Source organism: Rhodopirellula maiorica SM1 (assembly GCF_000346295.1).
Lineage (GTDB): Bacteria > Planctomycetota > Planctomycetia > Pirellulales > Pirellulaceae > Novipirellula > Novipirellula maiorica.
On the sequence record NZ_ANOG01000266.1, the window covers coordinates 1 to 22,868 of the forward strand.

20 protein-coding genes are annotated in these 22,868 nt (G+C 54.5%); 13 read left to right on the forward strand and 7 right to left on the reverse strand.

Annotation, left to right across the window (positions count from 1 at the left end; translation table 11 throughout):
- Nucleotides 1–1,835, forward strand: a 1,835-nt coding sequence (locus RMSM_RS40800; protein ID WP_040764840.1) for a coiled-coil domain-containing protein, incomplete at its 5' end; no start/stop codon positions are given.
- Nucleotides 1,836–1,851: 16 nt separating this feature from the next.
- On the opposite strand, the gene RMSM_RS08335 is transcribed toward RMSM_RS40800, so the two are convergent.
- Nucleotides 1,852–3,048, reverse strand: coding sequence for an amidohydrolase family protein (locus tag RMSM_RS08335; protein ID WP_063870206.1), 1,197 nt, complete (start codon nt 3,046–3,048; stop codon nt 1,852–1,854).
- Here RMSM_RS08335 and RMSM_RS08340 point away from each other — a divergent pair.
- A complete protein-coding gene (locus RMSM_RS08340) occupies nt 3,047–3,664 on the forward strand; it encodes a DNA-3-methyladenine glycosylase (RefSeq protein WP_008694144.1) in 618 nt (205 codons plus the stop codon). The genes RMSM_RS08335 and RMSM_RS08340 overlap by 2 nt on opposite strands.
- A gap of 3 nt (nt 3,665–3,667) precedes the next feature.
- On the opposite strand, the gene pncA is transcribed toward RMSM_RS08340, so the two are convergent.
- The 4 genes from pncA to pncB are packed head-to-tail and all read right to left on the reverse strand — an operon-like array spanning nt 3,668 to nt 6,480.
- A complete protein-coding gene (gene pncA / locus RMSM_RS08345; RefSeq protein ID WP_040764841.1) occupies nt 3,668–4,297 on the reverse strand; it encodes a bifunctional nicotinamidase/pyrazinamidase in 630 nt (209 codons plus the stop codon).
- Entirely contained in the window at nt 4,287–4,976 is a 690-nt protein-coding gene (locus tag RMSM_RS08350) for an NUDIX hydrolase (RefSeq protein ID WP_008694148.1), read from the reverse strand. Before RMSM_RS08350 ends, pncA begins: the two co-directional genes overlap by 11 nt.
- 24 nt (nt 4,977–5,000) lie before the next feature.
- Nucleotides 5,001–5,459, reverse strand: coding sequence for a beta/alpha barrel domain-containing protein (locus RMSM_RS42435; RefSeq protein ID WP_236622053.1), 459 nt, complete (start codon nt 5,457–5,459; stop codon nt 5,001–5,003).
- 28 nt (nt 5,460–5,487) lie between these two features.
- On the reverse strand, nt 5,488–6,480 hold the full coding sequence (gene pncB, locus RMSM_RS08355; protein ID WP_008694150.1) for a nicotinate phosphoribosyltransferase: 993 nt from the start codon (nt 6,478–6,480) through the stop codon (nt 5,488–5,490).
- A 399-nt stretch (nt 6,481–6,879) separates the two neighbouring features.
- On the opposite strand from pncB, the gene RMSM_RS08360 reads away from it, so the two are divergent.
- From RMSM_RS08360 to RMSM_RS08385, 6 genes are all read left to right on the forward strand, one after another.
- The gene (locus tag RMSM_RS08360) at nt 6,880–7,299 is read left to right on the forward strand and encodes a TadE/TadG family type IV pilus assembly protein (RefSeq protein ID WP_008694151.1); all 420 of its coding nucleotides are present in this window, start codon (nt 6,880–6,882) and stop codon (nt 7,297–7,299) included.
- A 47-nt stretch (nt 7,300–7,346) separates the two neighbouring features.
- The gene (locus tag RMSM_RS08365; protein WP_081614075.1) at nt 7,347–7,790 is read left to right on the forward strand and encodes a TadE/TadG family type IV pilus assembly protein; all 444 of its coding nucleotides are present in this window, start codon (nt 7,347–7,349) and stop codon (nt 7,788–7,790) included.
- A gap of 74 nt (nt 7,791–7,864) precedes the next feature.
- The gene (locus RMSM_RS08370) at nt 7,865–9,223 is read left to right on the forward strand and encodes a vWA domain-containing protein (protein WP_052031551.1); all 1,359 of its coding nucleotides are present in this window, start codon (nt 7,865–7,867) and stop codon (nt 9,221–9,223) included.
- Nucleotides 9,224–9,337: 114 nt separating this feature from the next.
- The gene (locus tag RMSM_RS08375; RefSeq protein WP_160168260.1) at nt 9,338–9,739 is read left to right on the forward strand and encodes a hypothetical protein; all 402 of its coding nucleotides are present in this window, start codon (nt 9,338–9,340) and stop codon (nt 9,737–9,739) included.
- 203 nt (nt 9,740–9,942) lie between these two features.
- Nucleotides 9,943–11,862, forward strand: coding sequence for a hypothetical protein (locus RMSM_RS08380; protein ID WP_008694155.1), 1,920 nt, complete (start codon nt 9,943–9,945; stop codon nt 11,860–11,862).
- A gap of 204 nt (nt 11,863–12,066) precedes the next feature.
- A complete protein-coding gene (locus RMSM_RS08385; protein WP_008694157.1) occupies nt 12,067–13,140 on the forward strand; it encodes a sigma-54 interaction domain-containing protein in 1,074 nt (357 codons plus the stop codon).
- Nucleotides 13,141–13,201: 61 nt separating this feature from the next.
- On the opposite strand, the gene RMSM_RS08390 is transcribed toward RMSM_RS08385, so the two are convergent.
- Entirely contained in the window at nt 13,202–14,089 is an 888-nt protein-coding gene (locus RMSM_RS08390) for a carbon-nitrogen hydrolase (RefSeq protein WP_008694159.1), read from the reverse strand.
- A gap of 34 nt (nt 14,090–14,123) precedes the next feature.
- On the opposite strand from RMSM_RS08390, the gene bioD reads away from it, so the two are divergent.
- The 4 genes from bioD to RMSM_RS08410 all read left to right on the forward strand — a co-directional run bounded on the left by bioD (nt 14,124) and on the right by RMSM_RS08410 (nt 20,160).
- The gene (gene bioD, locus RMSM_RS08395; RefSeq protein ID WP_008694160.1) at nt 14,124–14,855 is read left to right on the forward strand and encodes a dethiobiotin synthase; all 732 of its coding nucleotides are present in this window, start codon (nt 14,124–14,126) and stop codon (nt 14,853–14,855) included.
- A 322-nt stretch (nt 14,856–15,177) separates the two neighbouring features.
- Nucleotides 15,178–18,231 carry a DUF1553 domain-containing protein gene (locus tag RMSM_RS08400; protein WP_236622054.1) on the forward strand — a complete coding sequence of 1,018 codons (3,054 nt, stop codon included), beginning with the start codon at nt 15,178–15,180 and terminating at the stop codon, nt 18,229–18,231.
- 6 nt (nt 18,232–18,237) lie between these two features.
- Nucleotides 18,238–19,677, forward strand: a complete 1,440-nt coding sequence (locus tag RMSM_RS08405; protein ID WP_008694163.1) for a DUF1501 domain-containing protein — start codon at nt 18,238–18,240, stop codon at nt 19,675–19,677.
- A gap of 99 nt (nt 19,678–19,776) precedes the next feature.
- Entirely contained in the window at nt 19,777–20,160 is a 384-nt protein-coding gene (locus RMSM_RS08410) for a DUF3127 domain-containing protein (RefSeq protein WP_008694165.1), read from the forward strand.
- A gap of 163 nt (nt 20,161–20,323) precedes the next feature.
- Here RMSM_RS08410 and RMSM_RS08415 read toward each other — a convergent pair whose 3' ends face one another.
- On the reverse strand, nt 20,324–22,321 hold the full coding sequence (locus RMSM_RS08415; protein ID WP_008694167.1) for a thioredoxin domain-containing protein: 1,998 nt from the start codon (nt 22,319–22,321) through the stop codon (nt 20,324–20,326).
- 285 nt (nt 22,322–22,606) lie between these two features.
- Here RMSM_RS08415 and RMSM_RS42440 point away from each other — a divergent pair.
- Nucleotides 22,607–22,868, forward strand: a 262-nt coding sequence (locus tag RMSM_RS42440; RefSeq protein ID WP_478212701.1) for a transposase, incomplete at its 3' end; no start/stop codon positions are given.

Here is a 22,868-nt window from a genome sequence, read left to right on the forward strand (position 1 = left end):
CGCTGCAGCAACAAGTCAGCCAGATGAAAGCGGAGATCGCGGAACTGGTTGATGCTCGCCAACACCTGGCCGAAGAGAACGCACAACATCTCGAAACCATTGCCACGTTGACCACACAGCATAGCGACGCGGACAATCGCATCGAATCGCTGCAGCAACAGCTGAGTGAAAAAGAAGCGGAAATTGCCGAACGGATCGGCACGCAGCAGCAACTCGCCGAAGAAATCCAACAGCATACCGAAACCATCGTCACGCTGAACGCACAGCACAGCGGTACAGGCGAGAACGTCCAAGTGCTGCAGCAACAACTCGATGAAAAAGACATCGTGATTGCCGAAGCGATCGCGCACCAAGAACAGCTTCAACAGTCGCTACAAGCCAAAGTCGCAGAAATCGCTCGCCTCGAAGACGAGATGAGTGAACTCGCGCCGTTGCAAAGCGTCGTGGCCGGCAAGCAGAGCGAACTTGTTCAACTGCAACAACGGCTTTCGAGCACGCTGATTGACTTGGAGCGTCAAACCGAGACGCTGCAAAGCCAAGAAGACGAAATCAGCCACCTGCAGGAACAACTGCTCGCGTCTGGCACCGCGACTGCGGACCTCGAGCAAACCAAGCTTGAATTGACGCAAACCAAAGCCGAACTGGAACAATCCACTGCGGCACTCACAGAAACGCAAACGGTGTTGAGCCAACGTCAAAGTGAATTGGAACAGACCCATTCGCAGCTTGCGGAAACGATGCAACTGCTGGACGAATTAAAGTCCGAGCGAGAACAGAGCGGCATTGAAATCCAACAACTATCTAGCGAACTCACGCAAACTCAAGCTCGGTTGACCAGCAATCAAGACGAATTGGATCAAACGAAATCGAAATTGATTGAAACCACACTGCGACTGGACGAGCTCAAGTCGGAACGAGAGCAGCACATTGGCGAAATCCAACAATTAAGTGCGACCCGAGAACAAACGGCCGCGATGTTAGAGCAAGCCAACGCAAAGTCCAACCAGAGCAAAACACTGCTCGATCAGCACAAGACGCAGCTCGAACTGGCAAAGGACCAGATCGAACAATCCTCAGATCGAATCAAACGCCTTGCCGACGAGAACAGCCAATTGCGAGGTTCGATTCGACCACGGCAGGCCGAGTTCGAGCAGATGCAATCTCAGTTTGCTGACCTGCAGCGATCCGCCGAGGAACTCGTTTTTGCGAAGCAAACCATTGTGGAACTTCAACACGAAATCGCATCGTTTGAAAAAACGAAGAATGAGTTCCAGCAGCAGAGCGAACGTTGGCAGCAGGAAGCCGAGGCATCGGCTTCGACACGTGAAAAACTGCAAATCACCCAGGGTCAGCTCGAAGAACTTCGCCGTGTCAACGAAGAACGTCGTGAAGAGATTGCCGCTCAAGCTGACCAACTCGATTCGCTGAAGAGCCAACTAAAGGACTTCAGCCAACTGCGTCATCAATTCGAAGATGTACAGCAGCAACTTGATGAAACGCGGGAACAACGAAGCCAGATCCAAGTGACGATCGACAAGCAACAGGCGACGATCCAAGACCTGCAGAACCAACTCGAACAATCCGAGCGACTGCGTCCCGAAAACGATGCATTGCAAACCCAGATCACCGAATTGCATGAACATCTGAACCGAGTGACTGCGGAACTCGAAGACAGTCTCGATGCGAATGCGAAAGCAAGCACTCGAATTCGTGATCTCGAAGGCGAGCTTCACGATCATGCCGAAAAGATTCGCGAACTGCGACGTGCTCGTGTCTCGGCTAGTGACATCCAGCGTACTGCAGGCACCGATGAAGACGTCAAACGCGCGGCATAATTAGACCGCAGAGACTTTACAGGCCGTGTCGCAGCGGCTGTTCAGCAAAATCCTGATACACCTCTTGCAACGTCTTAGCCGTAGTGGGAACGCGATTAAACAAAGGCAACGAACCAGGTTGCAATCGTCCGTGCCGGATTCTTCCCATGGCATCAGCACCATTGATCGTCCCCATCGCAAGCACTTGCTCGGGATCGATGTCGGGACGATGCTTCAGCAAGAACTGAATCTCTCGCCAAAGATTCAAATCGGGATTACTGGCACGCGAATCGGTTCCCAGGGCCACTCGAATCCCTCGATCCAGCATCTCCGCGACGGGGTGGGGTTCGTATCGGAAAAAGTGATGTGTCTGGGGGCAATAAACCACACTCAATGATGGATGTTTGGCGATTGCTTCAATTTCGTTTCGCTGAAAATCGTTGCCGTGCACCAGCAAACCGCGAGGCACCTTGGCAAGCAGATCGATCAACCACGCAAACGGCTGAGCGCCCCAGGGGAACAGCGACGCATCCCATACGCCCAATTGTTTGAGCGTCTCGGCAAACGGTCCCGATCCGCTAGACAGCAACTCTCGCTCGGCAGGCGATTCGGCAACATGCATCGCCAATGGACGCCGACTTTGGCAGGCCAATTGAACACATCGCTGGATTAGCGGCCGCGATGTCGAATAGGGTGCATGCGGGCTGATGCCAGCGGAGGGCTGGGTGTGAACATGATGCTCGGTGAGCTCAAACCGCTCGTTGCCGCGTTGCGGTGACAACCCGATTGTCTCGGCGAACGTGACAAGTTCAGGTGATTGGCCGTGCCGCGAGAATCGTGGATGTGACGGGTATTCGCTCGGAAGCGTGGCGATTTCACCAATTAGACTTACGCCCGCATCCAACGATTCTGTCAAACCCTTGTTGATTGCCGCAGCTTTTGCATCGATCGTGGCTGATTGTCGTGCGGCGATGACTTGGCCCACCCATTGGTATAGAGCAACGCCGGGCTCGCCAATCGGAGTCTCGCAATCCGAAAACTCGAGGTGCGTGTGTGCATTGACCAAGCTTGGCAGCAGCGCGACATCGCCAAGATCCTCGGCATCCGCAGGTGGCGGTCCTTGCCCCACCTCGACAATCTGTTGACGATCCACACGAACCCATCCACCATGAATAGGCGGATGCGAAACGGGAAAAATCCAACGTGCTGCGAAGGCACGCGTGTTATCTGTCATGAAAAAACTGCCACTTCAAAAAGACCGTTTAGCTCGCGAATTCTACGCGAGGCCAACTGAAATCGTCGCTCGAGAACTGCTTGGCAAGTGCTTGGTGCGACGCATCAACCGACAATGGATTGGTGGAATCATTGTGGAAACGGAAGCCTATTTAGCCCACAGCGATCCCGCCAGCCATAGTGCACGTGGAAAAACCCAAAGCAACGCGTCGATGTTTTCGGCCGCCGGAACATTGTACGTTTATCCAATTCATGCGAAATACTGCATGAATGCCGTCACCGAAAGTCCTGGTCGTGGCAGTGCGGTTTTGATCCGTGCGATCCAACCCGAGTGGGGAATCCAGCAAATGCAAACCAACCGTCAAACGCAAGACTTAAAACGTTTGACTCGTGGTCCCGCGATGCTCTGCCAAGCGCTCGCCGTGGACCGCAGCGATGATGGAATCGATTTAACGACCGACCGAAACATCTTGATTGCCCACCCAAGATCTCCATCGCCTGCGGCCGAGATCCACGCCACGCCTCGCATCGGAATCAGCAAGGCAACCGACGAGCGGTTGCGATTCTTCTATCGCGGAAACCCGTTCGTCAGTGGTCTCAAACGAGACCATCGGTGATGATCAGGAAAAGATTTCATCGCTGTGGATGATTTGCACGCCAGCCGCCTGCATCTGATCAATCGCATCTTTGACATCCTCCGGCGACTGACTGACACTACGGCATCCATCGATCAGTACGGACGTTTCAAAATTTAACATCACCGCGTCCAGCGCGGTGTACTTGACGCAATAGTCGGTCGCCAAGCCCATGATAAACAGACGCGTGATCTGATGTTGGCGGAGATATTCGTGCAGTCCCGTGGCATGTTTGTGACCGTTGTCAAAGAACCCGCTATAGGAATCCATCGCGGGGTCGGTCCCTTTTCGAAAAATGGCAACGTCACAGCGGATCTCTAGCGCATCGGCAAACGCGGCACCTTCGCAAAGCTGGACACAGTGATCGGGCCACAACATTTGATCGACATCGCCCACCTTCACGACATCGCCAACGTGATGCCCCGGATGATTGCTGGCGAAGCTCGAGTGGTTCGGTGGATGCCAATCCTGGGTCACGATCACGTTGTCAAACTCCGGGACACACCGGTTTGCCACCGGGATCACTTCGTTGCTGTTGGCGACCGCCAAGGCACCGCCGGGCAGAAAGTCATTTTGAATATCGACAAGGATCAAGGCTTCGTGCTTAGATTTCAAAGTGGACCCCTTCCTTTAAACGTTGCTGATACTTGCGGCGATTGAATCGATACAAGCGAGCTGCGCGATGCGGCACGTTCTGCTCGACCTCGTCAAGCTCTTCCAACATATCCATGTTTAACATTTTTTTTCGAAAGTTTCGCTTGTCGATCTCGCGATCCAAGATGATTTCGTAAAGCCGTTGTAAATCTCGCAGGGGAAATTTACGAGGCAACAATTCGAATCCGATCGGCTGATATTGAACTTTGCTACGAATTCGATCATGCGCCATTCTCAAAATCTTTTGATGATCAAATCCCAATTTGGGCAGCGAATCCACAGCAAACCAATCGGCATCGGCTGCATAATCGGCGTGCCTGGGTTTGCAATCCTGTTGCCGAACCAGCGCCATGTAGGCCACCGAAACAACACGTCCTCGCGGATCCCGATCGACACCACCAAACGTATACAACTGCTCGACAAACAGATTTTTGACCCCCGTTTCTTCATGCAGTTCACGACGAGCGGCATCCTCGAGAGCTTCATCCATGTCGACAAAACCGCCTGGAATGGCCCATCGGCCTTTGAAAGGCGGATTCGCACGCTGGATCAATAATACGTTCAGCGAGGAATCGCTCAGTCCAAAAACCACGCAATCAACGGTCAACGCGGGACGTGGATACTCGTAGGTGTACGACATAAAAATATCTTCGTGAAATAAGCCTTACCCATGAAACGGCGATGCCGTCGCCATCAGTTTGCGTTTCGTTTCAAATAGCTGTACGTCCAATCCGGTGGGATAAACTGCCGGACGTACCAATTGACGAACATCGCTGGAAAACATTGCCAACTGTTTCTTCGTGCGTTCGCGAATCTGATGAATCGTTGGCCACTGACCCACACGGCGGCCGTCGCGAAGCACAGGAACCAGCAAATCCTCGCTCTGCCAATTCTCCTTGAATTTCTCTTCGTCAAACCGACGTACTTGGTCGTCGCCGATCGGCACCATGCAAGGCGATGCTGCCGTGCCATCACGGATGTCGTAAATGACGTCGGCGATGGCTTGATTCGCTTGGTAGTAACGCCGGACTTGCTGGATCCCCGGACTCGATGTCTTAATCGGCTGTTCGGATAACTTTACCCGGTCATGCCAGCGACCACCGGCATCACAGATTGCTGACAATTTGTAGACGCCACCAAGCGCAGGTTGCTCATACCCCGTCACCAACCGCGTGCCGACTCCCCAAATATCGATTTTGGCTCCGTCGTGTTTCAGTTTTTAATTGATGTTCATCAAGATCGTTGCTGGCCACAATCTTGGCCTCCGGTAATCCCGATGCATCTAACATGGAACGCGTCTGCTGGCTCAGCGCGACCAAGTCACCCGAATCCAAACGCACTCCAATCATTTCATGTCCTTGCTTTCGCAATTGATGCGCTACCAAAATGGCATTGGCAACACTGTGCACCGTGTCATAGGTATCAACCAGAAAGATGCAATTGTTTGGCATCACGCTCGCGTAGGCAGCAAACGCTTCGTGTTCTCCGTCAAATGACATGACCCAGCTGTGAGCATGGGTGCCCTTGACCGGAATGTCGTAATACTTTCCTGCCAATACGTTGCTAGTTGCGTGACATCCGCCGATGTACGCAGCACGCGAAGCGGTCATCGCGCCGTCATTCCCCTGCGCTCTGCGAAGCCCGAACTCAAGCACTGTATCCTCTTGAGCTGCCTGGCATACGCGTGCAGCGCGTGTGGCAATCAACGTTGGGAAATTGACGCAGTTCAACAACAGTGTCTCGAGAATCTGGCATTGCAGAATGGGGCCCTGAACTCGAAGAAGCGGTTCATGTGCAAAGACCACTGTCCCCTCGGGCATCGCGTCAATGTCACAGCTCAACCGCAGATCGCTGAGATAGCAGAGAAACGGGTCTGCAAACAGTGGCTGATGATCATTGCCACGAAGAGTCTTTAAATAGGTGATGTCATCGGATGTAAAGCGAAATTCGTTGAGCGTTTCCACCAGCGGAGCCAATCCCGCCGTGATTGCGAAGCCACCCTCAAACGGATTGGAGCGAAAGAACAGATGAAAGACCGCATCGCGCTCGTGCCGCTGTGTCTGCCAATAGCCATATGCCATCGTGAGTTGATAGAGATCCGTCAGCAGTGCCAACGACCCTTTGCAGCGAAAGCTTTCGCTCATGCTTTTATCTCAGTTAGTGTTTTCAATACACTAAGGATAGACGTTTTCACGTGCATGTGGGTTCACGATGCTCGGCAACAGCCTCTGAATAGCGAAGGTTCCCCAATGCAGCATCTCCCAATCGGTCTAGGGTGGACATCAAAAAAAACGAGCGATTTCCCGCTGTTTTGGCAGTTTTAGCCACCTCACACCAAACACTCCACAGAGGGGGCATGCACACAAATTGGCTTAAGACAAGAAAAATCTCGCAAAATTCATACGTGTCCGAAGATTGCGAGCTAGGTTTCCAGTAGAGCCATCGTTATTGCTTAGCGAAACGGCCCAACCCCAATGACATTGATAACCATGTTTAAACGATGCACCTCCAACTCGCGCCCGCCGCGTCGCGGTCGATGGCGAATGCGACAACGTCCATTTCGCGGCATTGCCTCGGTTGAATTCGCTGTATGCATTCCTGTGCTACTTGTTCTGACACTAGGCACGATCGACCTGTGTTCGATGCTGTTCCTGCGTGAATCGATCACACTCGCTGCGTATGAAGGTGCTCGCCGTGGTGTCGGCCGAGGCTATACCAACAACGATGCGACGACTCGAGTGCTTGAGTTCTTGGACCAACGCAACATCCAACACAACGGCAGCAGTTCAGTCACCTTTAGCTCGCCAGGATTCGACAACGCGGACACATTGCAAAACGTGACCATCAACGTCACCGTTCCTTGTGCTGGCAATCTACTGGTTGCCTCGGGGATGTTCACGGATCTAACGATGACCACCAGTGTTACGATGCGCAAAGAATACGAAAATCTTGACAACAACTAGGCTCGATGCCGCGACGCACATCCCTTTTGCAACCTGCGGTCACACTCATGAAACGTCACCCAATACGAACGGCCTCCCAACAACGCAGACCACGTCAACGACGCGATGGAGCTGCGGTAGTGGAATTTGCGATCGTGGCGAATTTGATGTTCGTCATGATCTTTACCTGTATGGAGTTTGCGAGAATGAACATGGCTCGCAACTTAGCGCAAGACGCCGCGTATTACGCTGCCCGTACCGCGATGGTTCCGGGAGCCACTCAGGAAGAAGCTATCGCCGAGGCGGACCGCATCATGAGTTCGCTGCTCGATGAGAATGGCTACGACGTCACCGTCAGCGACGTCAATTTCGATGCGTCCACGATTACCGTCACGGTCAGTGTGGATTTGCAGGCGATCGCAATGTTTACCCCCATGTTTTTACCCAACACCACGATGGAAACCCAAGCGGTCATGAAGACCGAACGCTACGAAGGATTCTACGAACAATAACCCTTTGTGATCTCCGTCTCGTTTCACTGAGTTCATTAAAAACTACCTATCGTTCCCTCGCTGCGATAATCACCATGACAACACTATTCCTTGATCGCAATTGTTCACCGTTATATTCCGCTGCCATAAAGTCATCGTATCGACAACGACGCGGAAATGTCTTCGCACTGATGGCGTTGATCTTACCCGTGCTGGCACTGCTGGCGGCGTTCTGTATCAATAGCGCGCAGATGCAATTGAACCGAACCGAATTAATGGTCGCAACCGATGCCGCTGCCCGTGCGGGAGGCCGTGCGTTTAGCGAGCACCAAACGGTCGAAGCCGCGAAAATGGCAGCCGTTGCAACCGCGGCACTGAATAACGTCGACGGGCAACCGCTGCAAATTCGCAGCGAAGATTCAGCCAACGAAATTGAATTCGGCGTCACCACGCAACCCAATGGCTTAACAGGGCGTTATGAATTTCAAAAACTGCCCACTGCAGCGGTGCAAAGCGGAACCTTAATCGCCAGTGCTGTTCGAGTTAACGGACGTCGAGATACGGGATCTCTTTCGGGACGTGTGCCGTTTGTCATCCCAGGCATGCTCAATGCAAGCGACTTTGGTCCACGCCAAGAATCCGTGGCCATGCAAGTCGACCGCGACATCTCGCTGATCCTTGACCGTAGCGGATCGATGGTCCCTAACCTGAACTTCGATTGGCCAAACGGCATGAACCCTAATTCGACCACCGTCAAAGAGGCTGCGGTGGCTGCCGGCGTCATGACCAAATCGACCTCCGGCGGCTGGGGTGGCTGGGGCGGCTGGGGTGGCTGGGGCGGTTGGGGCGGAGGCGGCTCGACGACCTACAGCTACGCGGACGGTTACAACCAAATGACCTACAACCAATGGGCATGGAACGAGTATTTCGATCTGCCCGATTGCCCGATGCAACCGTGGCAAGAACTTGTGATCGCGGTGGACGCGTTCTTAAACGTGCTCGACACAACGGTCCAAGAAGAACAGGTTTCCGTGGCTAGTTACGCCTCGAGTGCCTCGTTGGATGTTTGGCTCGTCAAAAATTTTGGGGAAATCCGAACGACAGTCGATGCAATCAACCCCGGTGGAAACACTGCCATCGGTGACGGGATGCAGTCCGGCATTCAAGCATTGTTGGATTCCGCTGCACGTCCTTACGCCGCCAAAACGATGGTTGTAATGACCGACGGCAACCACAACCGCGGCACCGATCCGCTTACCGTGGCAAATCACTTCGCCGCAAACTATCCACTGACCATTCACACCGTGACCTTTGGTGATGGCGCAAACCAACAACGAATGCAACAAGTCGCTGCGGCTGGAGGCGGTAAACACTATCACGCTGACAACGGCGAACAACTCGTCGCGATCTTTGAAGAGATCGCGAACAACCTGCCAACCATTTTGACAAAATAACTCGGCGCTGAAAATCGATCGCGCGGGGCGCTCCTTCAAACAACAATCCGTTCACACAAGATTATGGAAACTCAATCACCTGCGAAAAACACAAAGTCACATTCAACACGTTGGATGTGGTTTTCAATTGTGGTGTCATCTGGCATCCTCGTTTGGGCATTCACCATCCCGATGCGTCACTCGAATGAGAAAGTGACGGAGCTGCAGAGTGACGTGAGCGAGCAAACCTCGACTGTCGCACGACGATCTGAAACTCCGCAAGACCGGGCAAAGCAGGCCGAGCAATACCGAGCGTGGGCCATGGAATTGGATCGTGAACTCATGCGGATGCAGCGTGCAAAAGACCAACGACACGAGCCACGTTCGCTGCCGGGCGACCAGGAAGTACGTCAGCATCAAGAAAACTATCGCAATTGGATGCTCGACGAAATCAAGCGACTTGCAAACGCTCCGAAACACTCGCCCGAGTATGAATTTCGCCAACAGTTGATCGAATCACTCGATGCGCCGCAGTAACTCTCGCGTGGGCCAGTAGAGGTAGAGCCAGTCGAGAGCGAAACCTGGGCCCCAACGGCACAGAAAGCAGGGAAACCGCAGAGGCGGCAGAAAAATAACCTGCTCGTTGCGGCATCCCAGCAATCAGCCGTTGTCGCCGATTTTCTTGATTATCATAAGAGCGTGTCGCCCGGCGTTCATCCTGCAATCCACCCACGGTCCTCATGTCCTGCTACCCTCGCGCCATCGCTCTCATTCCGCTTGTCGCCACTTTGATTTTGGCCGCACCATGGCCGGAAAACCTCGTCGCCCAAGACGGATTATTTGACGCCCCCGCTGGTAACCCCCTGTTCGGTGACGAGCCGGGATCTGCTGTGGCGAACGATCCGGCGAGCGAGGAAACCGCGGATCCGTTGAGCGAACAACTGCAAATCAAGGCTCGTCGTGGTGATATCCAGCTTGCGGAATCGGTCGCGGCGCTCGTCCGCGTCGGTCGCTGGAGCGAGGCAAACACATTGCTCAGCGAGGCGGCGTCCCGCAAAATTGATGACGCGGTTTTGGCCGCGATGGCCGCGAAAATTGAGCCCGCGCTGCGGCTGAGAATGGTCCGCTCGGAAGAACTCGAAGAGCCGGCTCGCGAATTTGTCGAAAAACTCTCCGCGGCGGCCACAGCAAATGCGCAATCGGAAACACGATTGACTGCGGCGATCGATCAGCTGGATGCCGCATCGGTCGACACCCGCATTGGTGCGATTCGCACGCTTCTTTCCGGCGGGAACCACGCCATCAAAGCGTTGGTGGACAGCGTCGTAACGGCTTCACCCCCCGCAGCGAGCGACGATATTTTGCGAACCATGTTGCGGCTGGGTGATGGGGGAATTGATGCGTTGCGGCAACTGGCCCTGTACGGAAAACCGCCCGAACGGCTGGCGGCACTGAAGGCACTGGTACGGATCAACCCGAAGGCGGCGACAAACGAATTGGTCACCGCCCTGCTAGCATCGGATTCCACTGAGAATGAAGTTGATTTTGCCGCGACACAATTACAAAACGCATCCGCAGGCACGATCGATTCAGCCGCAGGGATCGATTTTTTAGCCCGCCGGTTGCAGCGTTTTCGCGAGACGGCACGAACCGTCGACAACGACTTTCAAACGCGAATCCTGTGGAGCGTGAACCAGGATCGTAAGAGCATTAATTTTCGCGAAGTTCAAGCGATGCTTGCCGCCTATCGCGATGCTGCGGATGCGGCCTCGAGATTGCGACGAATCGGAACGCTGTCGCGCCACGTCGCCAACGAAGTCTTGGCAGCCGAACTGAGCTACCGCGTGATCCTGGATCCCGATTGGGGTGATGAAAAACAACTCGAAACGTTCTCTTCCGATTTCGCTACGACGCTGCAGGCTGCTTCATGGGTTGGCATCCTTTCGAATGCCGTCGATAGCGGTGACGTTCCTGCCGCAGTCGGCATGCTGCGTTTGATCGGATCGCTGCCCGATGCGGATCAGCGTTACGATTTGCTGTTGTCCGCCGCCCCTAACCCTTCTCCCTTGGTCATGGCGGCGATCTCGGCCGAGCCTCGTATTCGCTATGAAGCGGCGACGGTGATTGCCGCAATGGGGCTGCAACGTGACTATCCTGGCAGCAGCTTAGTACTAAAAACACTCAACGAGATGGCGTCGCTCGAATCGCTGCCGATGGCAATCTTGGTGGAAACGCAGGCGGAATTAATTTTGGCGCAAGAAACAATTCTGAAACAGCTCGGCTATTCTGTCCTGATTGCGCACTCAGTGGCCGGAGCCGAACGAGCGGTGGACGCCAGCAGTGATCTTCGCCTGATTGTCAGCAAAACCAACTTGGCCGATGCGAGTCCCATTGAGTTGATCGATCGCGTTCGCCGTCACGCGGTTGGCGAAGAAGTGCCCATCGTTTTCTTTGGTGACGTTGTCGCCCCCGTTAACAACGATCGCTGGTCGGCTGTGGTCCATTGGAAAGCGGATCCGCCGTCGTCCCCGCTTGCCTATGCCGAGCTGCTCGACAACATCGCCCTTCGCAATCGGCTGCCTGAACTAACTCAATTGGATCGCGAATTATATCGGCAAATTGGGATGAGTGCGTTGCAGCAACGGCGAACCAATCCATAGACTCGCCTGTGGCCGGCACCTAGGCATCTTGCGGTCATCCGCCTCCCCGAGGTATCGGCTACCCAAGATTGGGTTGGCAGGCTATTTTTAGGAAACGAAAGCGTTTTTCTAGAGATCCAAGACGGGGCGGCGTCGAAGATATCTTATAAGTAGAGGCTTTGAACAGCGATTGTCGCTGGACTGAGAAACACCAACTTATCTTCAATGGCGATGCTCGGCATATCCCCAAACGGTCCCGGAGAGCCACCGATCGCGGGCATCATTGGCAATTCGCCAGCGATGCAGCAGGTTTATCGCATCACGCGCCGTGTCGCACCGAGCAATGCGTCGGTATTGATTTTGGGAGAAACCGGCGTCGGTAAAGAATTGATTGCCAGTGCGGTTCATCGGCTGAGCCATCGAAGCGGCGCCCCTTTTGTGCGTGTGAACTGTGGCGCCTTGAGCGAAAGTTTGCTGGAAAGCGAACTATTTGGGCACGTTCGCGGCGCCTTTACCGGGGCGGTTGCCAACCGTGCAGGACGATTCGAAGCGGCTCAAGGCGGCACGATTTTTCTGGACGAAATCAACAGCACAACGCTCACATTGCAGGTCAAACTGCTGCGAGTGCTGCAAGAAAAAGAATTTGAACGGGTTGGCGATACCAGCACCTTTAGCACCGATGTTCGCATCATCGCCGCCAGCAACCGCGATTTGATGAACGAAGTCCGCGAAGAACGGTTCCGTGAAGACCTTTATTGGCGTCTTAACGTGGTGCCTGTGGAGATTCCACCGCTACGCCGCCGCCGTGAAGACATCCCAGCCTTGGTTTCTTTCTTTCTGGAACACTACAACGAAATCAACGACCGCTACGTGGTCCATATCGCGCCGGGCACGCTCGAAGCGATGCAAGATTATCATTGGCCCGGAAACGTGCGTGAGCTGCAGAACTATATCGAACGCGCCGTCGTAATGAGCGAAACCGACGAATTGACGCTCGACTTGCTGCCGCTTTGCGTCACCAACCGCGACGTTGCCGTGGGCACCGAAAAACCAATCGGTGACATGAACGAATTAACACGCGAAGTCGTGATGAAGGGACTCGGCGAAGCCGACACAGGCGAAGGAGGCGTCCACAGTCTGGTGGTCGACCGCGTCGAGAAAGAATTGATCGTGCAAGTCTTGTCGGCTTGCGGCGGCGTCCAAACCAAAGCCGCGGCGATGCTTGGCATCAACCGCAACACGCTGCACAAGAAAATCAAAGACTACGGACTGGACGATTCCGACAACGGCAACAGCTAGTATTCCGTAGTGGAGCGCAACTTGATTTTTTTTCAGCGCGACCCCAGGCGTGGTGGCCTGATCAGCCGGGACGCGTAAATGGGGGATCGGCGTTCCATCGATTCAGCAGCCCACCGTAGGCATCGATTCGTCGGTCGCGAAGGAACGGCCAATGGGTGCGAACCACATCGATTTCGTCCAAGTTGCAATCGGCAATCAGCAGCCCTTCGTTCTGGTCGCCTTCGGCCACCACTTCGCCGCGGGGCGAGACGATGATGCTTGATCCCCAAAACTCGAGATTGTCTTCGATCCCAACTCGGTTTGGCGCCCCTAACCAAATCCCATTGGCGATCGAATGGGCTCGCATCGTGGTTTGCCACGCACTGCGTTGACCGGCACCAAATTCTTCCTTCTCTTCATGAATCCATCCAATCGCCGTCGGGTACAGCAGAATTTCGGCGCCGGCCAGCGCGAATAGCCGAGCCGCTTCGGGAAACCATTGGTCCCAGCAAATGCCTACGCCGAGTTTTGCAAACCGTGTTTGAATCGGCCGAAACCCCAAGTCACCTGGCGTGAAGTAGAACTTTTCGTAGAACAATGGATCATCGGGGATATGCATTTTGCGATACACGCCCGCCATCGACCCATCGGCATCGAGCACGACAACGGTATTGTGGTACAGTCCGGGGCCACGTTTCTCGAAGATTGGCGCAACGATCACCACCTCGAGCTCTTTGGCGAGTTTGGCCATCGCCTCGGTCGATTCACCTGGAATCGTTTCCGCCAAATCGAACATCCGATGGTCTTCGCTCTGGCAGGGATAAGGACCGTTGAATAACTCTTGCAAACAAATGATCTGGGCTCCTTGGCTGGCGCTTTCGCGTATCCACTTTGAAGCGTTTTCGATCATCGCTGACTTCGAGCCAGCGTCTTTCATTTGCACGAGTCCGAGTTTGACGTTGCGTGTCACAGGCACTGCATCCAAGAATTAAAATGGGGCTAACATGAATCCAACTCAACCACCGACGATCCACCCGTCATCCGACCCGGGCGCTCGACCCGCACGCCGATTGTTCATTTCCGGTACCGATACCGATGTGGGAAAAACCTTCGTGGCGTGTGCGATGGCGAAGCACTACCGACATTCTGGCATGCAGGTGGGCGTCTACAAGCCGGTAGCAAGCGATTGCCATGCCGAATCGGAGGAAAGCGGAGCTGAACTCATTGCAGTGGACGCGAGAAACCTGTGGAACGCCGCGGGAAACCCTCGCTCGCTTGACGAAGTCTGCCCGCAGCGGTTTCGCGCCCCGCTCGCTCCCACTCGCGCCGCAGCGGCCGAAGGGAAAACCGTCGACGCCGACCAACTGCACCAAGCCGCTGCCCCCTGGCTGACGGGATTCGACGTCACGATCATCGAAGGCGCCGGAGGACTGCTCAGCCCATTGGCCGATGGCATTTTGAACCTCGATTTGGCGAGGAAAATGGCGCCCGTTCAACTGGTGATCGTTGCCGCCAATCGACTGGGCGTGATCCACCAAACGCTGGCGACCTGCGCCGCGGCAATTCACGGAGGCATGACGCCGGCTGGCATCGTGCTCTGCGACACGGCGGAAAATCTTGACGCCTCGGCACATGAAAATGCCGCTGAAATCGCCCGCTACACGTCGATTCCGATTCTGGGGCGGGTTGGTTTCGGATCGTCCGCAGTACCGTGGGCCGATCACTTACTTGGTTAGCGAGAACGATTCACCGCCATCGTCGTCATCTTTTCTTGACGATCGAATCTCCTATTAGTATCGTAAAGGCAGAGATTGAAATCAAAAATCTCCCTTCGCCTGCCCATTCTTATCAACGGGCTACCTGCGTCAGTGCCAACTCTACTGGTGCTGGATTGGCGTGCCGTCTTGATTTGATCCTTGGATTGCCCTGTTTTGCAATTTTCATCGATCATTTCCCACTCCCTAAAGAGTCTTGACTGCCCCTACCAGGAAATTTATGAGCGTTGTTGAAGCATGTCGTTTTGCGACGAGGGCGTTTCTTTTTGCAGTGTTTAGCACTGTGGTCGCGAGCATCAGCTGGGCAGAGGATCCGGCCCATTCGGTGTCCCCGCCGCGATTCAATTTCGATGTTCGACCGATCCTCTCTGAAAATTGTTTCCACTGCCACGGATTTGATGAAGCGGCACGTGAAGCCGATTTGCGACTGGACACCGAAGACGGCGCCAAGGAGTACGCGATTGAACCGGGCGACGCAACACAGAGCGAAGTCTATCTGCGAATCATTTCGGACGACCCGGATCTTCGCATGCCGCCGGCAAGTTCGGGCCGTTCACTCAGCGAAGATCAAATCGAAACGATTCGGCAGTGGATCGACCACGGTGCGGAATACGAAGGGCACTGGTCGTTTACCGCTCCGCAACGCCCAGAGGTTCCCGAACCGGGCGAAGAACAGCGAACCCACAACGCGATCGATGCGTTTGTCCAATCCAAACTCGCAAAAAACAATCTCTCGCTCGCACCCGAGGCAGATCGCGAAACGTTGATTCGCCGCGTCACCTTTGATTTGACCGGATTGCCGCCCACGATCGCAGAAATCGACTCGTTCTTGGCCGACGAATCACCCGACGCGTATGAACGACTTGTCGATCGATTGCTTGAGCGAGATGCCTATGGCGAACGGATGGCAGCCGACTGGCTCGACGTCGCGCGGTATAGCGACACCTATGGCTTCCAGGTCGATCGCGACCGATTTGTTTGGCCATGGCGGGATTGGGTGATCCAGGCATTCAACCAAAACATGCCTTACGACCAATTCATCACCGAACAACTTGCCGGTGATTTGCTGCCAGACGCCACTCGCGATCAAATCCTGGCCACCACCTTCAATCGTTTGCACCCGCAAGAGTGCGAAGGGGGCAGCGTGCCCGAAGAATTCCGCATCGAATCCGTCGCCGACCGCACGCAGACGGTCGCAACTGGAATCATGGGATTAACGATGGAGTGTTGCCGCTGTCATGACCACAAATATGATCCGCTAAAACAAAAAGAGTACTTTCAGCTTTCCGCATTTTTTGACAACATCGCCGAAGCCGGCTTGTATTCATTCTTCACCAACGCGATCCCCACGCCGACGTTGCCGCTGCCCACCGCGGACCAAGAACAACAACTCTCAGCAACCAGCATTGCCGCTGACGCTGCCTCGCAAACGCTTAAAAGTGCCATCACCGAACGCAGCGCGGCAGCAGAAAAATGGGCGGCTGAGATCGAATCAATCGCTGCGGAATCACTTGAAACGGAACTGCAGCTTGCCAAGCCGATCCTGGCACTCGATTTCGAAGACAAACCGTCTGGCCCCAATACGCAAACCGATGGCGTCGTCGGGCACGCCGTCACGCTGACCGGTGATGATCCGATCAACACCAAAGTCGGCAATTTCTCTCGTTCGACTCCGTTTTCGATTTCGTGTTGGATCAAAACGCCTGATGTCAAACAGCGGGCGGTGATTTTTCATCGCTCGCGAGCTTGGACCGACGCCGCCAGCCGCGGTTATGAACTGCTGATCGACAATGGCCGGCTGAGCTGGTCACTGATTCACTTTTGGCCGGGCAACGCTATCAGCATCCGCAGCACCGACGTGATTCCCACGAACCAGTGGATCCATGTCGTCGTCAGTAACGATGGATCTAGTAGCGCGGCGGGATTGGCGATTTACGTCGATGGCAAACAGGTCGAAACGGAAACCGTTCGCGATGCACTGACCAAAAACATCACCGGTGGTGGGGGTGACAACATCGCGATTGGCGAACGGTTTCGCGACAACGGATTCAAACATGGCTCGGTCGACGAATTCCAAGTCTACGACACCATGTTAACCGAGCTGGAAATCCAACGGCTTTCTGCAGCGAAACGGCCGCCTGCAAACCCCATTGCGGGATCGAACGAACAGCTTCGCGATCACTATCTGGGCCGTATCGACGAAACCGTAAACCAAGCCCGCTCGGAATTGACAGAAGCTCGTAAGAATCTCTGTGCGGTGCAAGACGCCGTGGCCGAGATCATGGTCATGCAAGAATTGTCGGAACCCAAACCAAGCTACCTGCTCGAACGTGGCATGTACGATCAACGCGGCGAACCTGTCGAACCGGGCACGCCGGGGACGCTGCTGGATTTCCCCGCAGACGCTCCGCGTAATCGACTCGGTTTGGCTCAGTGGCTGACTCGGAATGACCACCCGCTAACCAGTCGTGTTGCCGTCAATCGGCTATGGCAAATCTGCTTTGGCGAAGGAATCGTGCGTACGCCGGAGGACTTTGGCAGCCAAGGAGCCCCCCCGACGCACCCTGAATTACTCGACTGGTTGGCGGTCCAATTCGTAGACGATGGTTGGGATATCAAACGGATGCTGAAGTTAATTGTGTCTTCGGCAACCTATCGACAATCCAGTCAAAACCCTGATCCACAGGCTGTCGCGTCCGACCCTGAAAATCGATTCTTGTCTCGGTTCCCCAGCTATCGGCTCCCCGCGGAAATGCTTCGCGACAGTGTGCTAGCGATGAGTGAACGATTGGTTTCGACCATCGGCGGGCCTCCAGTAAAACCCTACGACATCGAAGAATCATTTAGTCCATCCAAGCGAGGCAGCGGTGACGCACTGTACCGCCGCAGCCTGTATACGTATTGGAAACGGACCGGACCGGCGCCCACGATGATGACGCTGGATGCCGCGAAACGCGACGTGTGTCAGGTCAAACGAGAACGCACCTCGTCGCCACTGCAAGCATTTGTACTGATGAATGGGCCTCAGTTTATCGAGGCGGGACGTGTCACCGCAGAAAAATTGATCCGACTTCATGACGACGATACGACCGCGATTTTGGTTGATGCGTTTCGCAGAACAACCAGCCGGAAACCAAGTCCAGCTCAACTCAACACGTTACAAACACTCTACCAAGCTCAGTTGGATTACTTTTCTGAACACGATGATCGCACAAGCCAATTTTTGGCAATTGGCGACACCGAAATTGACGAAGCGATGGACCGCGTCGCGTTGGCGGCAACCAGCGTGGTGGTCGGCACTCTGATGAATTTTGACCTTAGCGTGATGAAGCGATAATCAGCCATGAAAAAAAACCTAACAAGCGGTTTCGGTATCAATCGCCGCAGCATGCTCAGCCAAATGGGAATGGGTTTCGGCGCGCTGGCGGCAAGCCAGATGCTCCACGCCGAAGCCACCTCGCAATCGGGCAGCAGCGGAGTCCTGAAAGCCCTGCATCATGCCCCCAAAGCGAAACGGGTCATCTTCCTATTTCAATCAGGTGCCCCCTCGCAATTAGATTTGTTTGATTACAAACCGCTGCTCAACGAAAAACATGGCACCGAACTGCCTGAGGAAGTCCGAGGCGGCCAACGGTTGACCGGGATGAGCGGAAACCAGTCGAGTTTGCCGTTGGTGGGATCGCCGTTCAAGTTCAGCCAGCACGGCGAAAGTGGTACGCGGCTGAGCAATCTGTTGCCGCATACCGCCGGAATTGCCGACGACATCTGCGTTGTCAAATCGATGTACACCGAGGCGATCAATCACGGCCCTGGCGTTACCTTCATGCAGACCGGCAGCCAATTTCCGGGGCGGCCAAGTATGGGGGCGTGGATGGATTACGGGCTGGGCACCGAAAATCATGACCTGCCCGCCTTTGTCGTGATGGTTTCTAAAAACGGCAGAGGCCAACCGCTGTCATCGCGGCTCTGGGGTAATGGCTTTTTGGCCAGCAAGCATCAGGGGGTCCAGTTTCGCAGCGGCAAAGATCCAGTGCTTTACCTGAGCAACCCCGAGGGAATTGATAGCGGCAGTCGCCGCGCCGCTCTGGATGCTCTAAACCAATTGCACGAAGGACAACTCGCGAACGGGGCGGATCCTTATGTCGAAACCCGGATTGCCCAATACGAATTGGCATTCCGCATGCAGAATTCGATTCCCGACGCGACCGATTTTTCCGATGAACCCGAATCAGTATTCGAACTGTATGGCAAAGATTCGAAAAATCCGGGAACGTTCGCCGCGAATTGCTTGCAAGCACGTCGTCTGGTCGAGCGAGGCGTTCGCTTCGTCCAACTCTACCACCAAGGCTGGGACCACCACGGCGGCTTGCCATCGGGATTGCCACGGCAATGTGCGGCGACCGATCAAGCGTCCGCCGCGTTGGTAAAAGACCTGAAACGTTGCGGGCTACTCGAAGACACCCTCGTGATTTGGGGAGGCGAGTTTGGGCGTACCAATTACTGCCAAGGCAAATTGACCGCAAAAAGCTTCGGTCGTGACCATCACCCTCGCTGTTTCTCGATTTGGATGGCAGGCGGGGGAATCAAACCCGGCATCTCGTACGGTGAAACGGACGAGTACGGTTACAACCTGACCGAAAATCCGGTGCACATCCACGATTTGCATGCCACGATCCTGCACCAGATGGGAATCGATCACGAGCGATTGACGTACAAGTATCAAGGCCGCCAATTCCGTTTGACCGATGTCCACGGTCATGTCGTTCACGATATTCTCTCGTGATTGCGGACGGTTGCCAGATCATGGTGGCTTTCACCATAATGGCGCAATCGGTATCACGAATTTTGAAGTTTTAGAAGAATACGAATTGAGCGGTTTGGTATGAGCGACTCGAAAGTCAGCGGCGTTGTCCATTTAATCGAAGACACCAAGACCTATGGAAACAAAGGTTTCCGCAAGCGTCTGGTTGTGCTCGAGCAAGAAAAGGGAAGCTTTACCAACTACGTTCCGCTCGAATTTATCAAAGACGGCTGCGACGCGGTCGATGACATCAATGTGGGCGACGAAATCGAGGTGGTTTACCGCTTGAACGGTCGCCGTTGGCAAAAGGACGAGCACAGCGAAGCCAAATACTTCCTCAACGCCGAAGCCTTGTCATTCCGCTTGCTCGGCGGCAGCGGCGGTGGTGATACAATGACCGAGAAGGTCTCGCGTTCGGCCAACGATGCGTTTGACGAAGCCAACGAAGACGACGCCCCTTTTTAGTTCAATTGTTGTGGATTGCTCCGCAATCATGACGTGAAGCTTGCAAATGACGTCACGTCAATGACGAATGCCCCTGTGGGATAGGCTTCCAGCTTGCCATTACGTCCACAGACTGAAAGGCTTATCCCACATTCCTCCGACGTCCCGAGACGTCGGACGACACCTATTCGACATAGTCGGCTAACACCGCAGCCATTCTTGGGGCCGCAGCGGGATTTTGCTTGATCACTGCGGCCGCTGTGACGGCGAGCTTGCCGAGATAATCCTTTTCGGCAAACGCGTCGGAATGTTTTTGTAAATAAAGCAAATTCTCCGCCGCCACACTGGCCCCGGCCGGCAGTGCCCCGTCGGTGGGATTTTTCATTCGCACGATCAACAATGATTGCTCGGCGGTCGTAAAGAAAAATCCTCGCGCCTTGTCATCCCAGAACAGTTCGATCTGCTTCTCGGTCAGCGACTCCGCAGCTCGCAGCCACTTGGCTTCGCCATCGGCACGGTGCAGGGCAATGAGCCCCGAGACCAAGAACGCGTAATCGTCGAGATACCCGCCGAGTTTCTTCGAGCCGGTGGCGTAGTCGCGTCGCAGCACTCCGTCATCGGCAGCAAGTTTCCTGAGAAGGTGATCGGCTGCCTGTTTCGCTGCATCGACATATTCGGGCCGATCGAGTAGGCGGCCGCAATCGGCCAATCCCGCGATCATCAATCCGTTCCAAGCCGCCAGCACTTTTTCGTCTCGCAGTGGCCGTTCGCGTTGATCACGGATTTCGCGTAACTCGTCCTTCACTTCCTGCAACGCATCTCGCAAACTTTCATACGACTGATCGCGTTGCTTTGCGATCTCAGTCAGCGAACGCTTGGATTCAGGTGCAAAGAACTCTCCTTCAAAGTTGGGCTTCCCATGGAATTGATAGACTGTGGCGAACAGATCAAAGCCACTGAGTGACTTTTCTAATTTCTCAATCTCCTGCTTGCTCCAGCGATAAAACTTTCCCTCTTCGCCTTCGGAATCCGCATCTAGTGAACTGTAAAACGTCGCGTTCTCGTTCGTCAGTTCACGCAAGACGAAATCACAGATTGCGATTGCCACGTCGCGGTATTCTTGACGCTGGGTGAGTTTGTACGCACGAGCGTAAACCGACGCGAGTTGGCCATTGTCGTAGAGCATCTTTTCGAAATGAGGAATCTGCCAGCGGCGATCAACGCTGTAGCGATGAAACCCACCTCCGATGTGATCGAACATGGCGCCGCTTATCATTCCATCCAAGGTCCGCGTCAACATCGTCAGCGCGTGCTCACGTTCGGCACTGGAGGTCGATTTACGCTCGATCCGATCCATCAAAAAATACAAATTCGATGGTTCGGGGAATTTCGGTCGGTTCGGCTGCGACTCGGAGTAGCCAAAGCCTCCAAAGACCGGATCAAATTGTTCTTTCAGCGATTCGGCGACACGCTCGATTAAGTTTTGATTCAGTGCTGCGGTCGCTGTCTCGATTTCGTCCTCAGCCACACCGCTACGGTTGGCTTTGATCATCAAGGTTAATGCATCGGCTTGCGTTTGCACCGCATCACGCTGGGTCGTCCAAGCCTGGTCGATCTGACGCAAAATACTCAAGAACCCCGTCGACTGCCCGCGGTCGCCAGTGCGTGCCGGAAAGTAGGTCCCTGCCCAAAACGGCTTACCTTTGGGCGTCAAGAACACCGACATCGGCCACCCGCCATTGCCGCGACTGACAATCTGGACCGCCAGCATATAGATTTGATCAACATCGGGACGCTGTTCACGATCGACTTTGATACAAACAAAACGTTCATTCAAAAGTGCCGCGATCTCGCGGTCGACAAACGATTCGCGTTCCATCACATGGCACCAGTGACAGGCCGCGTAGCCGACCGACAGGAACACCATTTTGTTTTCACGCTTCGCCTTTTCAAACGCCGCCTCGCCCCACGGATACCAATCGACAGGGTTATGAGCGTGCTGCAGCAGATAGAGGCTCGATTCACCGGCAAGCCGATTGGCCGGATAAGTGTGTTTTACCGATTGCTCCGACGCGGATTCCTGCTTTGGCGTTTCTTGCGTGGGCATTTCTTGTCCGCAACACTCGCAGGCAGCGAACGTCGCCAGGACGATTGGTAATAGAGCGGTAAAAAATTTTGTCATCAGGCGGGATCCATGCAAGTTACGGTAAATGCCTCTTCGAGCCTCCACTTCAAAATGCCATTCTACGGCAAAACCCCCTCCAAGTACGAATCTCCCCCAGCGACCGACAAATCCAAGATTTCCAAACAGGGACGATTTCCAAACGGGGACAGAGCACTAGCCTCGGGGGTAACAATCTAAGCGGGGACGGAGACCGTTACTTAGGGGTTGACTTTTGATCAGGTCAGGCGAAGGATTGAACATTGGTCGGTTGCCCCCGTTCCTGCTGCCTTTTTGTGAGGTGTGATGATGTCACGCTTGGCCCGCTCGGAAGTCTTTGATCCCGACGAAGTCGCCATCGCTCACGTCTGTAGTCGGGCGGTTCGCCGGTGCTTCTTGATGGGCGATGATCCAATCACCGGCAAAAACTTTGACCATCGCAAAAAGTGGATCGAACAGCACCTGATGCAATTCGCAGGCACATTCGGAATAGATCTGCTCGGGCTAGCTTTGCTATCAAATCATGTCCATTTGATTCTCCGCACACGGCCCGACGTTGTTGCGACTT

Excerpts from the sequence above, each read along its gene's own strand:
- RMSM_RS08340 (WP_008694144.1), top strand. The coding sequence starts at position 3,047 with ATGAAAAAACTGCCACTTCAAAAAGACCGTTTAGCTCGCGAATTCTAC.
- RMSM_RS08335 (WP_063870206.1), bottom strand. The coding sequence starts at position 3,048 with ATGACAGATAACACGCGTGCCTTCGCAGCACGTTGGATTTTTCCCGTT.
- RMSM_RS08350 (WP_008694148.1), bottom strand. The coding sequence starts at position 4,976 with ATGTCGTACACCTACGAGTATCCACGTCCCGCGTTGACCGTTGATTGC.
- pncB (WP_008694150.1), bottom strand. The coding sequence starts at position 6,480 with ATGAGCGAAAGCTTTCGCTGCAAAGGGTCGTTGGCACTGCTGACGGAT.
- RMSM_RS08360 (WP_008694151.1), top strand. The coding sequence starts at position 6,880 with ATGCGACAACGTCCATTTCGCGGCATTGCCTCGGTTGAATTCGCTGTA.
- RMSM_RS08365 (WP_081614075.1), top strand. The coding sequence starts at position 7,347 with ATGAAACGTCACCCAATACGAACGGCCTCCCAACAACGCAGACCACGT.
- RMSM_RS08370 (WP_052031551.1), top strand. The coding sequence starts at position 7,865 with ATGACAACACTATTCCTTGATCGCAATTGTTCACCGTTATATTCCGCT.
- RMSM_RS08375 (WP_160168260.1), top strand. The coding sequence starts at position 9,338 with ATGTGGTTTTCAATTGTGGTGTCATCTGGCATCCTCGTTTGGGCATTC.
- RMSM_RS08380 (WP_008694155.1), top strand. The coding sequence starts at position 9,943 with ATGTCCTGCTACCCTCGCGCCATCGCTCTCATTCCGCTTGTCGCCACT.
- RMSM_RS08385 (WP_008694157.1), top strand. The coding sequence starts at position 12,067 with ATGGCGATGCTCGGCATATCCCCAAACGGTCCCGGAGAGCCACCGATC.
- bioD (WP_008694160.1), top strand. The coding sequence starts at position 14,124 with ATGAATCCAACTCAACCACCGACGATCCACCCGTCATCCGACCCGGGC.
- RMSM_RS08405 (WP_008694163.1), top strand. The coding sequence starts at position 18,238 with ATGAAAAAAAACCTAACAAGCGGTTTCGGTATCAATCGCCGCAGCATG.
- RMSM_RS08410 (WP_008694165.1), top strand. The coding sequence starts at position 19,777 with ATGAGCGACTCGAAAGTCAGCGGCGTTGTCCATTTAATCGAAGACACC.
- RMSM_RS08415 (WP_008694167.1), bottom strand. The coding sequence starts at position 22,321 with ATGACAAAATTTTTTACCGCTCTATTACCAATCGTCCTGGCGACGTTC.